At 71.8% G+C, this 13,761-nt stretch carries 17 protein-coding genes; 15 read left to right on the forward strand and 2 right to left on the reverse strand.

The window, feature by feature from the left end; all coding sequences use genetic code 11:
- The first annotated feature begins 2 nt into the window (after positions 1–2).
- Positions 3–1,613, forward strand: coding sequence for a DUF885 domain-containing protein (locus tag HC028_RS10145; protein ID WP_168075672.1), 1,611 nt, complete (start codon positions 3–5; stop codon positions 1,611–1,613).
- A gap of 51 nt (positions 1,614–1,664) precedes the next feature.
- On the opposite strand, the gene HC028_RS10150 is transcribed toward HC028_RS10145, so the two are convergent.
- The gene (locus tag HC028_RS10150; RefSeq protein ID WP_168075674.1) at positions 1,665–2,393 is read right to left on the reverse strand and encodes a hypothetical protein; all 729 of its coding nucleotides are present in this window, start codon (positions 2,391–2,393) and stop codon (positions 1,665–1,667) included.
- 208 nt (positions 2,394–2,601) lie between these two features.
- Here HC028_RS10150 and eno point away from each other — a divergent pair, with 208 nt between their 5' ends.
- The 13 genes from eno to HC028_RS10215 all read left to right on the forward strand — a co-directional run bounded on the left by eno (position 2,602) and on the right by HC028_RS10215 (position 12,761).
- Positions 2,602–3,885 (forward strand): phosphopyruvate hydratase, encoded by a 1,284-nt coding sequence (gene eno, locus HC028_RS10155; RefSeq protein WP_168075676.1) that lies wholly within the window; start codon positions 2,602–2,604, stop codon positions 3,883–3,885.
- Positions 3,886–3,970: 85 nt separating this feature from the next.
- Positions 3,971–4,564 carry a septum formation initiator family protein gene (locus HC028_RS10160; RefSeq protein ID WP_168075678.1) on the forward strand — a complete coding sequence of 198 codons (594 nt, stop codon included), beginning with the start codon at positions 3,971–3,973 and terminating at the stop codon, positions 4,562–4,564.
- The gene (locus tag HC028_RS10165) at positions 4,565–5,089 is read left to right on the forward strand and encodes a DUF501 domain-containing protein (RefSeq protein WP_168075680.1); all 525 of its coding nucleotides are present in this window, start codon (positions 4,565–4,567) and stop codon (positions 5,087–5,089) included.
- Positions 5,090–5,098: 9 nt separating this feature from the next.
- The gene (locus HC028_RS10170; RefSeq protein WP_239075348.1) at positions 5,099–5,605 is read left to right on the forward strand and encodes an amino-acid N-acetyltransferase; all 507 of its coding nucleotides are present in this window, start codon (positions 5,099–5,101) and stop codon (positions 5,603–5,605) included.
- A 34-nt stretch (positions 5,606–5,639) separates the two neighbouring features.
- Positions 5,640–6,545 (forward strand): Ppx/GppA phosphatase family protein, encoded by a 906-nt coding sequence (locus HC028_RS10175; RefSeq protein WP_168075952.1) that lies wholly within the window; start codon positions 5,640–5,642, stop codon positions 6,543–6,545.
- 79 nt (positions 6,546–6,624) lie between these two features.
- Complete coding sequence (locus HC028_RS10180; protein WP_168075682.1) at positions 6,625–7,023, forward strand: LppU/SCO3897 family protein; 399 nt, start codon at positions 6,625–6,627, stop codon at positions 7,021–7,023.
- A gap of 113 nt (positions 7,024–7,136) precedes the next feature.
- Positions 7,137–7,820 carry a dienelactone hydrolase family protein gene (locus HC028_RS10185; protein ID WP_168075684.1) on the forward strand — a complete coding sequence of 228 codons (684 nt, stop codon included), beginning with the start codon at positions 7,137–7,139 and terminating at the stop codon, positions 7,818–7,820.
- Positions 7,813–8,550 (forward strand): uracil-DNA glycosylase, encoded by a 738-nt coding sequence (locus tag HC028_RS10190; protein WP_373313852.1) that lies wholly within the window; start codon positions 7,813–7,815, stop codon positions 8,548–8,550. Before HC028_RS10185 ends, HC028_RS10190 begins: the two co-directional genes overlap by 8 nt.
- A gap of 16 nt (positions 8,551–8,566) precedes the next feature.
- On the forward strand, positions 8,567–9,253 hold the full coding sequence (locus tag HC028_RS10195) for a DUF4129 domain-containing protein (RefSeq protein WP_168075688.1): 687 nt from the start codon (positions 8,567–8,569) through the stop codon (positions 9,251–9,253).
- Positions 9,253–9,834, forward strand: a complete 582-nt coding sequence (locus HC028_RS10200; protein WP_168075690.1) for a hypothetical protein — start codon at positions 9,253–9,255, stop codon at positions 9,832–9,834. The genes HC028_RS10195 and HC028_RS10200 overlap by 1 nt, the downstream gene beginning before the upstream one ends.
- Before the next feature lie 28 nt (positions 9,835–9,862).
- Complete coding sequence (locus HC028_RS10205) at positions 9,863–10,879, forward strand: AAA family ATPase (protein WP_168075954.1); 1,017 nt, start codon at positions 9,863–9,865, stop codon at positions 10,877–10,879.
- A 2-nt stretch (positions 10,880–10,881) separates the two neighbouring features.
- Complete coding sequence (locus HC028_RS10210) at positions 10,882–12,213, forward strand: DUF58 domain-containing protein (RefSeq protein ID WP_168075692.1); 1,332 nt, start codon at positions 10,882–10,884, stop codon at positions 12,211–12,213.
- Complete coding sequence (locus tag HC028_RS10215) at positions 12,210–12,761, forward strand: hypothetical protein (protein ID WP_168075694.1); 552 nt, start codon at positions 12,210–12,212, stop codon at positions 12,759–12,761. Before HC028_RS10210 ends, HC028_RS10215 begins: the two co-directional genes overlap by 4 nt.
- Before the next feature lie 86 nt (positions 12,762–12,847).
- Here HC028_RS10215 and HC028_RS27500 read toward each other — a convergent pair whose 3' ends face one another.
- Positions 12,848–13,060: a hypothetical protein gene (locus HC028_RS27500; RefSeq protein ID WP_168075696.1), complete on the reverse strand. Its 213-nt coding sequence runs from the start codon at positions 13,058–13,060 to the stop codon at positions 12,848–12,850.
- Positions 13,061–13,079: 19 nt separating this feature from the next.
- On the opposite strand from HC028_RS27500, the gene HC028_RS10225 reads away from it, so the two are divergent.
- Positions 13,080–13,757 carry a polysaccharide deacetylase family protein gene (locus HC028_RS10225; protein ID WP_239075349.1) on the forward strand — a complete coding sequence of 226 codons (678 nt, stop codon included), beginning with the start codon at positions 13,080–13,082 and terminating at the stop codon, positions 13,755–13,757.
- Positions 13,758–13,761 lie beyond the last annotated feature (4 nt).

Raw genomic sequence — 13,761 nt, forward strand, 5'->3', positions numbered from 1 at the left:
ACATGCCGCAGCGCTTCGTGCCCCTCGCCGAACACATTGTCGACGCCGTACTGGAAACCAGCCCACACCTGGCTGCCTTCGCCGGTGACCACCGCTTCGACGACCGGCTTCCCGACTATTCACCGGGCGCGGTCGCGGGTGACGTCGCGATGCTGCGGGACGCCTCGGCGGCGCTGTCCCAGGTGGACGTCGACGACCTAGCTCCCCAGGAGCAGGTGGACCACGCGGCGCTGCTCGCGCGGGTCGAGCGGTCGCTGTTCGAGCTGACCGAGGTACGCGAACACGAGTGGAACCCGCTCGTGCACAACCCCGGCTCGCTGCTGTACGGGCTGATCGCCCGCCCGTTCGCCCCGGCCGAGGAGCGGCTGACCTCGGTCGCCGCCCGGCTGTCGGCGATCCCGGACGCGCTCGCGACCGCCAAGGAGGTACTCACCGACTGCCCGCGGATTCACCTCGAGACCGCCGTCGGGCAGTTCTCCGGCACGGCCTCGCTCGTCGCGGGCGAGCTGCCCAAACTGATCGAGCAGGCGCCGGCGCTCGCCGACACGGTCGAGCCGCTGCGGCAGCGGGCGATCGCCGCGCTCGGCGAGTTCGTCACCTGGCTGTGCGACCGCGCCGAGGAGGCCGGCGACGGCGGCCGGGATCCGCGGCTCGGGCGGCGGCTGTGGGAGGCGCGGCTGTGGCACGCGCTCGACACGGAGCTACCGGCCTCCGAGATCCTCTCGCGGGCGCGGGCCAATCTGGAGCGGGTAACGGCCGAACTGCGCGAGGTCGCCACGCAGCTCACCGGTTCTCCGGACATCCGCGCGGCGCTCGATCAGCTCGCCGCCGAGCACCCCGACGACACCACGATCGTCGACCTGGCGAAGGCGACGTTGGGGGAGGCGACCGAGTTCGTCAGCCAGTACGATCTGGTCACCCTCATCGACGACCCGTGCGTGATCATGGAGATGCCGGAGTTCGCCCGGGGCGTCGCGGTCGCGTACTGCGACCCGCCGGGTCCGCTGGAGACCGGTGACCTGCCGACGTTCTACTGCATCGCTCCGACGCCGGCCGGTTGGCCGGCCGAGCGGGTGGAGTCGTTCTATCGCGAGTACAACAACCACATGATCCGCAACCTGAGCGTGCACGAGGCGATGCCGGGGCATTTCCTGCAGCTCGCCCACTCACGCCGGTTTCGCGGCTCGACGCGAGCGCGGGCGCTGGGCTTCTCCGGCCCGTTCGTGGAGGGTTGGGCGGTGTACGCCGAGGAGCTCATGGTCTCCCGCGGCTTCGGTGGCCTGCCCGTCCGCGCCCAGCAGTTGAAGATGCAGCTGCGCATGAGCATCAACGCGATCCTCGATCAGCTCGTGCACTGCGATCAGATGACCGAGGCCGAGGCGATGGCGTTGATGCTCGACGAGGGCTTCCAGGAGGAGGGCGAGGCGGCCGGCAAGTGGCGCCGGGCGCTGCTGACCTCCACCCAGCTGTCGACCTACTTCGTGGGGTACACCGAGGTGGCGGCGATCGCCGCGGCCCGCCCGGCCGACGTGTCGGTACGGGAGTGGCACGACCGGATGCTCGCCCACGGGTCGCCCGCCCCCCGCCACATCCGCGGGCTCGTAGGCCTGTAGGCGGTCTTGGACACGTGGACCGGTTATAGGCGGTCCACGTGTCCAAGACCGCTAAGAAATCTTGGGGCGCTGGTCGACGATTTTCACGCCGGTGGGCACGTCGAACGCGTCCGCCGCTACCGACGCGGCGTAGCTGATCAACGAGATGTCCAGCTTCTTGTTGTCGACCGTGCCCTTGAAGGACCCGAGGACGCCGGCGGACGTGATGCAGGCGTCGAACTGCGAGGCGGCGGAATTCTCCACTCCGGCGACGTTGACGCAGGTGGAGTGCTCACCGGCCAGCGTCGTGTCGTGCTGCTGGATCTGGGTGTTCGACGACAGCGACGCGGCGGTGAGGAGGCCGACGACGAGCGTCGGCGGCGCCACGCCGCGATCGCGCAGCGCGTTCACCAGGGTCGTCGCGTCCGTACTGGGGGACGGGGGAGCGGTCAGCGTGCACGTCGCGGCGCCGCTGTCGGTGCCGCAATCGATGGTCGCGTCCGGGGTGGTTGCGAACTTCCCCCCGGGGTAGATGTACACCGTCCGTAGGGGCCGCTGCGCCTGGGCGATCGTCGCGCGCCCCCCGCCGGGAAGCTGGTACTCGGCGGTGTAGGTCAACTCGCTGGCGTGGTCGAGCCGGCTCGCGAGTTCGTTGACCAGGTGTGCGCGGTCCATCACCTGCTGCGCGTCGCTGATCGAGCCGCAGCCGGTGAGGGTGCCGAGGGCCGCGGTGACCAGCGCCGCTACGGCGCGTCGACGGTTGTGCTGGGCGGCGGCGGGCCGGGCGGGCACGAGGCGCATGGCCCATAGCCTCACCCGTCACCGTCTGTTCGCGCAAACTCCTTCCCGGTTTGGTTGCGGCCGAGCGGGCAAGTGTGACTGGTGGCACACCCGCCGTGATCCACGAGGGACGCCGAGACCGCTTGCGGAGGCGCCGATAGGCTGCCGGGGTACGTCTGCCGCATCGCCGCGGCGCTGGCGTTCTCGAATAGAAGAAGGAGCGCAAGCAGTGGCCACCATCGAGGGAATCGTCGCTCGCGAAATTCTCGACTCGCGGGGTAACCCGACGGTCGAGGTCGAGATCGGGCTCGACGACGGGACGATCGCGCGGGCGGCGGTGCCGTCCGGCGCCTCCACCGGGGCGTTCGAAGCTGTGGAGTTGCGGGACGGCGACCCGAAGCGCTACGGCGGCAAGGGCGTCTTGAAGGCGGTCGACAACGTGACCGAGCGGATCGCGCCGGAGTTGGTCGGCTACGAGGCGAGCGAGCAGCGCGCGATCGACCAGCGGATGATCGAGTTGGACGGCACTCCGGACAAGTCCGACCTGGGCGCCAACGCGATCCTCGGGGTATCTCTGGCCGTGGCGAAGGCCGCAGCCGAATCGGCCGAGCTGAGCCTGTTCCGTTACCTGGGCGGGCCGAACGCGCACCTGCTGCCGGTGCCGATGATGAACATCCTCAACGGCGGCGCCCACGCCGACTCCAACGTGGACATCCAGGAGTTCATGATTGCTCCGATCGGTGCCCCCACGTTCTCCGAGGCGTTGCGCTACGGCACGGAGGTCTACCACGCGCTCAAGGCCGTACTGAAGAAGAAGGGCCTGGCCACCGGCCTCGGTGACGAGGGCGGTTTCGCACCGAGCCTGCCGGCCAACGCCGCCGCGCTGGACCTGATCGGAGAGGCCGTCGCCGCCGCCGGGTTCAAGCTCGGCGACGACATCGTGCTCGCGCTCGACGTGGCCGCCACCGAGTTCTACCGCGACGGCGCGTACGTGTTCGAGGGCGCGTCCAAGTCGGCCGACGAGATGATCGCGTACTACGCGAAGCTGGCCGACTCGTACCCGATCGTGTCCATCGAGGACCCGCTCGCCGAGGAGGACTGGGCTGGCTGGAGCGCGATGACCACGGAGTTGGGCCGGCGCCTCCAGCTCGTGGGTGACGACCTGTTCGTGACCAACCCGGAGCGCATCGCCCGGGGCATCGCGGAAGGCGCCGCCAACGCCGTCCTGGTCAAGGTCAACCAGATCGGCTCGCTGACCGAGACGTTCGACGCGGTCGAGCTGGCCCACCGCAACGGGTACCGCACGATGATGAGCCACCGTTCCGGTGAGACCGAGGACACCACGATCGCTGACCTGGCCGTGGCGGTCGGCTCGGGCCAGATCAAGACCGGTGCGCCCGCCCGCTCGGAGCGCGTCGCCAAGTACAACCAGCTGCTGCGCATCGAGGACGAGCTCGACGCCGCGGCGCGGTACGCGGGCCGGGCTGCGTTCCCGCGGTACCGTCAGAGCTGAGGGTATTTATGATCTTGGACACTTAGGCCGGTAGTGGCGGTCTAAGTGTCCAAGATCGCTAATGTACGGCCGAGGGGAGGAGCGCATGCCGCAGCGGCGCACACCGAGCGGGCAGGGCCCCGGCGCCCGCGGTGGCCGGGACGTTCGCGGCGGTCGGCGGACCGGCGCCAGGTCGGCGGCCCGGGACTGGACCGTCCGCGCCGAGCCCGCGCGCTCCGCCAACCGCCCGGCCGCGGCGCGGCGCACGGCGGCCGGCGGGACGGCCAGGCGTACCCGGGCGCCCCAGCCGCGGCGGCTGACCGGCCGGGCGGCAGTGCTGTGCATGCTGCTGATCGGCCTGCTGCTGGCGTACGCGTACCCGGTGCGGGTCTACCTCTCCCAACAGAACGAGATCGACCAGTTGGAGCGCAGCCAGGCGGCCCAGCGTACGCGCATCTCCGACCTCAGCGGTCGGCTGGAGAAGTGGAAAGACGACGAGTACGTCAAGGCCCAGGCGCGCGGGCGGCTGCTGTTCACGATGCCCGGGGACCAGCCGCTGCTGGTGATCGACAAGACCCAGCCGCAGCCCAAGGCCGGTAACGTGGGCGCGGTCCAGACGCCGGACGGCGCCGGTAACTCCGGCCCGTGGTACGGCCAGCTCTGGTCCAGCATCCAGGCAGCAGATCAGGGAGCACGATAGATGGCGGATCCACAGGCGGCCGGCGAACCGACCCGGGAACCGGTCACCGAGGCGGACCTCGCCGCCGTTGAAGCCCAGCTCGGCCGTACCCCTCGGGGTACCCGGTACGTGGCGCACCGGTGCCCGTGCGGCCGGCCGGACGTGGTCGAGACGACCCCTCGGCTGCCCGACGGCACCCCGTTCCCGACGCTGTTCTACCTGACCTGCCCGCGCGCGGTGGCCGAGTGCAGCCGGCTGGAGTCGGCCGGGGTGATGAAGGAGATGACCGAGCGGCTGGCCGACGACCCGGAGCTGGCCGAGGGGTACCGCGCGGCGCACGAGGACTACCTCACCCGGCGCGAGGCGGTGGGCCACGTGCCGGAGATCGCGGGTACATCGGCGGGCGGCATGCCCGGCCGGGTCAAGTGCCTGCACGTGCATCTCGGGCACCGGCTCGCGGTTGGGCCCGGGATCAACCCCATCGGCGACGAGACCCTCGACCTCGCCGCGGAGTGGTGGGCCGGCGGGCCCTGTGTGGCCGGATAGTCTCGGTTCGTGGACGTCATCATCCGGCGGGCGCGGGCCCGAGACGTACGGGAGATCCAGCGCCTGATCGAGGCGTACGCCGACGACCGGATCCTGCTGTCCAAAGCGCCCGTCGCGCTGTACGAGGACGTGCCGGAGTTCCTGGTGGCGGAGCGGACGATCGACGGGCGGATCGTCGGCTGCGGTGCCGTGCACGTGATGTGGGAGGACCTCGCCGAGCTGCGCACGATCGCGGTGGACCCGTCCTGCCGGGGACAGAAGATCGGCTACCGGATCGTGTCGGAGCTGCTCAACGAGGCGCGCGAGCTGGGCGTGGCGCGGGTGTTCGTGTTGACGTTCCAGACGGCGTTCTTCGGCTCGTTCGGCTTCTCCGAGATCGACGGCACCCCGGTGTCGCCGCCGGTGTACGAGGAGTTGCTGCGCTCGTACGACGAGGGTGTGGCCGAGTTCCTGGACCTGGAGCGGGTCAAGCCGAACACCCTGGGCAACACGAGGATGCTGCTGCACCTGCGCTGAGCCGGCCCTGGGTAGGGTTGGCCGCGTGACGAGAGTGGCTGCGATCGACTGTGGGACCAACTCAATCCGGCTGCTGGTCGCCGACCTCGACGGCGATCGGCTGACCGAGGTCGTCCGCCGGATGGAGATCGTCCGGCTCGGCCAGGGCGTGGACCGGACCGGCCGGCTCGCCCCCGAGGCGATCGAGCGCACCCGCGTGGCGCTGGCCGACTACACCGCGCAGATCAAGGAGCTGGGTGCGGATCGGGTACGCATGGTCGCCACCAGCGCCACTCGCGACGCCGCCAACGCCGATGACTTCCGGGCGATGGTGGTCGACACGCTCGGCGTCGCGCCCGAGGTGGTCAGCGGCGACGAAGAGGCCCGCCTGTCGTTCACCGGCGCGGTCCGTGGCCTGCCGGCGGATCTCCCGGCGCCGTACCTCGTCGTGGACATCGGCGGCGGCTCGACCGAGTTTGTCCACGGCGGGGCAGAGGTCGACGCCGCGCTCAGTGTGGACATCGGGTGCGTCCGGATGACCGAGCGCCACCTGCACGCCGACCCGCCGACGCCGGACCAGATCGCCGCGGCCGAGGCCGACATCACCGCCGCCGTCGACCGGGCGCTCGAGGCCACCAACGGCGGCGACGCACGTACGCTCGTCGGTCTGGCCGGGTCGGTGACCACGGTGGCCGCCATCGCGCTCGGGTTGACCGAGTACGACCCGCAAGCCATCCACCATGCCCGGATCAGGTACGCCGACGTGGCGAAGGTGAGCGCTGACCTGCTGGACGCCACGCGCAAGGAGCGGCTGGAGATCCCGGTGATGCACCCGGGCCGGGCCGACGTGATCGGTGCCGGGGCGATGATTCTCCGGATCATCATGCAGCGCGCCGGCGCCGACGAGGTCGTCGCGAGCGAGCACGACATCCTGGACGGGATCGCGTACAGCCTCCGGTAACGACCGCCGCTGATGGCGCGGGCGGCCGGTAGCGGATACCGTGCCCTGCGGTCGATCCGTACTGTCCTGGAGGATCCGGGTGGCTGATGAGGTGACTCCGCCGGAGCCGGCCGGGGACCGCTGGGCCCGTTGGCGCCGTCCGCTCCGCGCTATCGGGTGGGGCGCTTTGGCGGTCATGGTGGTCGCCGCCGTGCTGGCCGGCGTACACATCGCGATGAACAACCGTGCCGATGAAACGTCATTACGGGCTAAACCGGGCGACTGCTTCTCTGGCGAGAGTGACCGGGACCTCAGGCGGGTTCCGTGCGACGACCCGGCCGTGCGGTGGATGGTCCTCGGCGTGGTGCAGCGCAGCAGCGAGCACGCGGCCAAGCAGCAGGCCTGCGCTGCCTGGCCGAACGCGGAGGCGTCCTACTGGGAGAGCCGCAACGGCACCGACGGATTCGTCCTGTGCCTGGGCTCCGTGATCGCCGGTTGAGGCATACCCCACGTCGCCGCCCGCTTTCGCTCGTGCCCGCGTCATGGTTGGCTACCGTGCACAACCCCCCTGGTGGAACAGCCAATGACGACTGAATGACAGGAGGCCGGCCGATGGGTGAAATGGTCAGCTACCCCAGCAACGGTGGGACCAGTGCGGGCTACCTTTCCCTGCCTGCCGGCGGCAGCGGCCCGGCGGTGATCGTCATTCAGGAGTGGTGGGGCCTCGTGCCGCACATCAAGGAACTCGCCGACCGGTTCGCCGAGGCCGGGTTCGTCGCCCTGGCGCCCGACCTGTACCACGGCGTGCAGACGACCGAGCCCGACGAGGCGGGCAAGCTGATGATGGGCTTGGCGATGGACCAGGCGGCCAAGGACATCGCGGGCGCGGCCGCGTACCTGGCCGGCCGCGAGGAGGTCACGGGCCGGGTCGGCTGCGTCGGTTTCTGCATGGGCGGCAGTCTCGCGCTCTGGTCGGCCACGCTGTCCGAGCACGTCGTGGCGACGGTCGGCTTCTACCCGGCCGTGCCGTGGGAGCGGATGAGTCCGAAATGGAACAACTACAGCGGTAAGGCCGCGATGATCCACGCCTCCGAGGAGGACGGCACCTGCGCGGCGCCCGGCATCCAGCAGGCCGTGCGGGCGATCGAGGCGGCCGGCGGCGAGGTCGTCTGCTACGACTACCCTGGCACCCACCATGCGTTCTTCAACGACGACCGGCCCGAGGTCTACAACCGGGAGGCGTCGGCCCTCGCCTGGGCCCGTACGCTCGAGTTCTTCCGTACCCGGATTGTCTGAGTCGGTCGTCAGCGGCCCGGCCGAGCTCGCCCCGGCCATCGCCGAGCTGGGCGAGCTGGACGCCGCGGTCTCCGAGTGCCGCGCGTGCCCGCGGCTGGTGTCCTGGCGTGAAGAGGTAGCCGCCACCAAGCGCGCCGCCTTCCGCGACCAGGAGTACTGGGGCCGTCCGGTGCCGGGCTTCGGGCCGGCCGACGCGGAGATCGGCATTCTCGGCCTGGCCCCGGCCGCGCACGGCGGTAACCGCACGGGACGCATCTTCACCGGCGACCGCTCCGGCGATGTGCTGTTCGCGGCGCTGCACCGGGCCGGGCTGGCCAACCAGGCGACGAGCGTGAGCCGCGACGACGGCCTCACGCTGCACCACACCCGCGTGTTCGCGGCGGTACGGTGCGCGCCGCCGGACAACAAGCCGACGCCGGCCGAGCGGGACACCTGCGCGCCGTGGCTGCACCGCGAGATGGAACTGGTCCGCCCGACGATGCGCGTCGTCGTCGCACTGGGCGGCTTCGCCTGGTCGGCCTTTTGGCCGGCGTTGACGGCCGTCTACGGGGCACGTCCGCCGGTGCCGCGACCCGCGTTCGGTCACGGTACGCTCTGGCAGGGTCCTGCGGGCTTGCCCGCGCTTCTCGGGTGTTACCACGTCAGCCAGCAGAACACCTTTACGGGCCGGCTCACACCCGCGATGCTGGACGACGTGTTCGCCCGCGCGATTGATCTCGCCGGGCTCTAGTTACAGCAGGGACCCGATGGACCGCCGTGCGCTCGGCCGCTTGCTGCCGCTGCTCGCCGTCGCCGCACTGCTGGTGGGCGGTGTGATGGCGGCGGCGTGGTCGTCGCCGGCGGTGACCCGCGTGCCACTGCCGGCCGAGCGCTCACCGCAGCAGGTGGAGGCCATGCCCGCGGCCGCCAACCGGGGTGCGGACGTCGCAGCGCCGGACGGCCAGCTTCCGTCCTGGCTCGGCAGCGCCGCCGCCGGGCTCTGCCTGGCGCTCGTGGCGGTCGTGGTCGGGATGCTCGTCTGGTACCTGGTCCGCGACCGGTTCCGGGTGCGCTCCGCCCCGCTGGCCTCCCGGCCGGCCGAGGCGGCTGCGACGGGCACCGAAGAAGTGGTGGCAGCGCTCGACGCGGGGCTGGACCGCCTCGGCGACTCCGACGCCGACCCGCGCCGCGCGGTCATCGCCTGTTGGGTGCGGTTGGAGGAGGCGGCGGCCGCCGCCGGCACGCCCCGTGACCCGGGGGACACCCCGACCGACCTGGTTGCCCGGCTGCTGGCCGCGCACCACGTCAGCCGGCCGGTCCTCGACGAGTTCGCCGCCGTCTACCGGGAGGCGCGGTACGCCACGCACGTGGTCGACGAGCGGATGCGCGCGGCGGCGGTGGCATCTCTCGGTCACCTGCGCGGCGAGCTGGCCGTTCACGCGGAGGTGAGCTGATGGCGCCCGAGCGGGATGTCGGCATCGACGAGTTGCTGGGGGTCCCGGCCGACGCGGAGGTCGAGGTACGGCCGGCGAAGGCCGCGACGCTCGGTCCGCTCCGGGCCGCGGGGATCGCGTTGATCATCGCCGGCGCGGCGTATGCGGTGTTGCTCGCGGCCGGCTTCAAGATCCCGTACATTCTGCTCTTCGCGATGTCCTTCGCCCTGCTCATCCTCTGGCGGGCGCTCAGGGTGGTCGAGGCGCCGAGGCTGAGCGTGGGTGCGCCGCCCCGCCCGGCCGCCCGGATCGATCCGACCCAGGTGGCCGACGGGATGCAACTCGCGCTGGGCCGCTGGGAGACCCGGCTGTCGTGGAGCGAGCAGGACCCGCAGCGGTTCATCGCGGACGTACGACCCCGGCTGGCCGACATCGCCGACGAGCGGCTGCGCCAGCGGCACGGGGTGACGCGGGCGGACGACCCGTGGCGCGCGCGGGAACTGATGGGTGAGCGACTGTGGACATTCTTGTTCGCGCCGCTCGCGAGCGCCCCGAACCCGCGGGAGCTGGCGGCCGTAGTGGACGACATGGAGAAGCTATGACACGGGAGGCCGCGTGAACGCCCGAGCAATGCCACCGCAGGAGGTGGGCCGGCTGGGCCGGGCCGTGCTCGACGCGGTCGGCGCCGTCGTGGTCGGCAAGCGGGAACCCCTGGAGATGGTGCTCGCCGGCATCCTGGCCGGCGGCCACGTGCTGCTGGAGGACCTGCCGGGCCTCGGCAAGACCCTCGCCGCCCGCTCGTTCGCGCAGGTGCTCGGCATGGAGTTCCGGCGGCTGCAGTTCACGCCCGACCTGCTGCCCGCCGACGTGACCGGGTCGTTCCTGTACGACCAGCGCGCCGGGGACTTCTCCTTCCGGCCCGGCCCGGTCTTCACCAACCTGCTGCTCGCCGACGAGATCAACCGGACCCCGCCGAAGACGCAGGCGGCGCTGCTGGAGGCGATGCAGGAGAAGCAGGTCTCCGTGGAGGGCACGACGTACCGGCTCGAAGCGCCGTTCCACGTCCTGGCCACCGCCAACCCGATCGAGTACGAGGGCACCTACCCGCTGCCGGAGGCGCAGCTCGACCGGTTCCTGCTCCGGGTGTCGTTCGGCTACCCCGACCGCGACGAGGAGTGGGACGTGCTGCGCCGGCGGATCGACCGCCGCCGCGAGGAGGCTGTCCTGCAGCCCGTCGTGGACGCCCGGACGCTGCTGGCGATGCAGGACGGGCTGGAGAACGTCGCGGTCGAGGACTCGATCGGACGGTACATTGTGGACCTCACCGCCGCGACGCGCGCGCACCCACAGGTGCTCGTGGGCGCGTCACCGCGGGGCTCCCTCGCGCTGCTGCTGCTGTCCCGGGCGCGGGCGGCGCTGGCCGGTCGCGACTACGTGGTCCCAGAGGACGTCAAGTACGTCGCGATCCCCGCGCTGGCCCACCGGATCACGCTGCGGCCGGAGATGTGGCTGCGGCACATCAACCCAGCGGCGATCGTGGCCGAGATCGTGGCCAGCACGCCCGCTCCGGCCAGCGGGGCGGTGCCGACCTATGCCGGCGCGCTGCCCGGTGCGGATCCCTACCGGTACGCCGCGCCGAGAGGCTGACCGTGGCCGACGGCTCCCTGGGCGGCGCGGGCGACGAAGACGGCTGGGTGCCCACCCGTGCGTTCGGCCGGGCCATCCTCGTGGTCGGGGTGCTGGTGCTGCTCGCCGCGCTCACCGGCCGGTACGACCTCGTTGTGCTCGCCGCGCCGTTCGCCCTCGGCACCGCGCTCTCCCTGCGCCGGCGCCCGGCGGCGCTGCCGGCTCCGGAACTGTCCACGATGGACGCACGCATCGTCGAGGGTGACGACTTCGCGGTGCGGGTGAGCGTGGCGAACCCCGACCCGGTCGCGCTCGACCTGGTCCTGGTCCGGCTGTGGCTGCCGCGTTGGGTACGGGTACGCGACGCCGACCACCCGTACGCCGCGCCGGTGGCGGCCGGAAGCGTCGCCGAGATCGACCTGTCCGGCACGGCGCTGCGCTGGGGCCGGCACGACGTCGGCCCGCTCTCGCTGCACGGAGTGGCCTGTGACGGGCTGCTCGTGTCCCTGCGGGTGGAGTGCGAGCCGCTACCGATCAAGGCGTACCCGGCGACCGACCCGTTCCGAGCGGACGAGGCGATGCCGCGCGCCGCCGGCCTGGTCGGCCAGCACCACTCCCGCAAGCCCGGCGAGGGCGGCGAGCTGGCCGGGGTGCGCGAGTTTTCGCCCGGCGACCGGCTGCGCCGCATCGACTGGCGGGTCACCCTGCGTACCCGGCGGGTGCATGTCGTGTCCACGCTGTCCGACCGGGACGCGGAGGTCGTCCTGCTGCTGGACGTCCTGCACGAGGCGGGGGAGTCGGGAGGTACCGGGGGAGCCGCGTCGGTGCTGGACACGACCGTACGCGCGGCCGCCGGCATCGCCGAGCACTACCTGCACCGGGGCGACCGGGTGGCGATGCTCGAGTACGGATTCCGGGCGCGCCGGCTGCGCCCGGCGACCGGCCGTCGCCAGTACCTGACCGTGCTCGAATGGCTGCTGGACGCGAAGCCGGCCGGCGGCGCGGACCAGCCGTCCACCGGTGCCTTCGGCGCCCACCTGCTCAGCGCGAACGCGCTCGTCATCGTGTTGACGCCGCTGCTGGACCAGCGTTCCGCGGCGATGGTCGCGGGGCTGGCCCGCTCGGGGAGGTTTGTCGTCGCCGTCGACACGCTGCCGCCGAGTCTTCGCCCACCGACGGATGGCGCGTGGGGGCCGCTCGCGGACCGGGTGTGGCGGATGAGCCGGGAGAACGTGATCGGCCTGCTGCGCGAGCACGGCGTCCCGGTGGTCGGCTGGGCCGGCGCCGGCAGCCTGGACCATGTGCTGCGGGACGTGACGCGGCTGGCGAGCGCGCCGAAGGTGGGCAGGCGATGACCGGATGGCTGGGCTCGCTGCGGGAGCGGGCCGCCCGGATCACGCCGGGAACCTTGCTCGTACGCGGTGCGGCCTTCGTGTTCGCGGCCGGCGCCCTGCTGGTCGCGTTCCCCGGCGAGATCCTGCTGTGGCCAGGCGCCGCGGTGGCCCTGGTCGCCTGCGGGGCCGCACCGGCGCTGGCCCCGCGTACCAGGCTCACCACGATGGTGCTGTTCCTCGCGGTCGGCGGCTGGATCGTCGCGACCACGACGTACGCCGAGCCGGTGACGTGGGCCCGGCTGGCGACGCTGGCGTGCCTGCTGTACCTGGTGCACACCACGGCGGCGCTCGCCGCGGTGGTGCCTTACGACACGGTCGTGGCGCCGGCCGTACTGGTGCGCTGGCTCGCCCGTACCGCCGTGGTGCTGGCCCTGACCGTCGGGTTCGCGGTCGCCTCCGTGGTGGGGGTACGCGTGGTCTCCGGCCAGGCGTACCTCGTCGCGGCGGTGGCGGGGGTGCTGCTCGTGGCCGCGTTGGCCGGGCTGCTGACGCTGTCGCGCAGGTCCTGAACCGCCCGTAGTCGTTGCCTAACGCCCGGTTGGCGGGGTGGCGGACAGAGCTGCTCTTCGATACGTTGGGGCGCGCTCCACCCCTACTAGTCCCGGAGTCTGTCCGTCGTGCGTCGTGCCGCCCCGCTGCTCGCTGTTGCGATCGCGTCCATGCTGGCCGGGTCCGCGTGTGCCAGGAGCACCACGGTGAGGTTCGTGAGCGCGCCCTCGGCGCCCTCGGCGAGCCCGACCACGAGCGAGCCGGTCGCGCCGTCGGCTGCCGCGGCCAGCCCGTCGCCGTCAGCATCGCCATCGGCCAAGGCGAAGCAGACTCCGAGTGTGAAGCCGAGCGCTTCGACGAAGCCGCCCGTGGCCGCCCCGCCCCGCACTCGTAGTCCGGTCACCGCGCCCGGTCCGGGCGGCTCCATCAAGGGCACCGGCTCGGACGCGGTGGCGTTGACGTTCGACGACGGGCCGGACCCGAAGAGCACGAACGACCTGCTCGACCTGCTCAAGGAGCAGGGGGTCAAGGCCACGTTCTGCGTGGTCGGCTCCCGGGTCAAGACCCACCCCGAGGTGGTCAGGCGGATCGCCGCGGAGGGGCACACGCTCTGCAACCACTCGTGGCAGCACCTGCAGGACCTGTCCGAGCGCGACAACGGGTACCTGATGTGGGACCTGCAGTCCACCAATGACGCTATCCGCGCGGCCGTGCCCGGCGCCCGGATCGACTATTTCCGGGCGCCGTACGGAAACTTCACGCCCCGGCTCGTCGAGTTCGCGGCCAGGTTCACCATGAAGCCGATCTACTGGGACGTCGACGACGAGTGCTGGAAGAGCAGTACGTACGGCGTCGGCCCGGCGATGACGAACCACATGACGACAATCGTGCAGCGGGACACCCGGCCCGGGTCGATCATCCTGTCGCACGAAAACCTGAAGCCGCACACGGTCGCTACGTACCGGTCGCTGCTGCCCTGGCTGAAGTCGCATTTCCGGCTCGTCGCGCTGCCGTGAGACC

It is taken from the genome of Planosporangium flavigriseum, from assembly GCF_011947225.1.
GTDB lineage: Bacteria > Actinomycetota > Actinomycetes > Mycobacteriales > Micromonosporaceae > Planosporangium > Planosporangium flavigriseum.

Bases quoted from the DNA above. Each gene is read 5' to 3' on its own strand.
- HC028_RS10145 (WP_168075672.1), top strand. From the start codon at position 3: ATGCCGCAGCGCTTCGTGCCCCTCGCCGAACACATTGTCGACGCCGTA.
- HC028_RS10150 (WP_168075674.1), bottom strand. From the start codon at position 2,393: ATGCGCCTCGTGCCCGCCCGGCCCGCCGCCGCCCAGCACAACCGTCGA.
- HC028_RS10160 (WP_168075678.1), top strand. From the start codon at position 3,971: ATGCCGCAGCGGCGCACACCGAGCGGGCAGGGCCCCGGCGCCCGCGGT.
- HC028_RS10165 (WP_168075680.1), top strand. From the start codon at position 4,565: ATGGCGGATCCACAGGCGGCCGGCGAACCGACCCGGGAACCGGTCACC.
- HC028_RS10185 (WP_168075684.1), top strand. From the start codon at position 7,137: ATGGGTGAAATGGTCAGCTACCCCAGCAACGGTGGGACCAGTGCGGGC.
- HC028_RS10195 (WP_168075688.1), top strand. From the start codon at position 8,567: ATGGACCGCCGTGCGCTCGGCCGCTTGCTGCCGCTGCTCGCCGTCGCC.
- HC028_RS10200 (WP_168075690.1), top strand. From the start codon at position 9,253: ATGGCGCCCGAGCGGGATGTCGGCATCGACGAGTTGCTGGGGGTCCCG.
- HC028_RS10205 (WP_168075954.1), top strand. From the start codon at position 9,863: ATGCCACCGCAGGAGGTGGGCCGGCTGGGCCGGGCCGTGCTCGACGCG.
- HC028_RS10215 (WP_168075694.1), top strand. From the start codon at position 12,210: ATGACCGGATGGCTGGGCTCGCTGCGGGAGCGGGCCGCCCGGATCACG.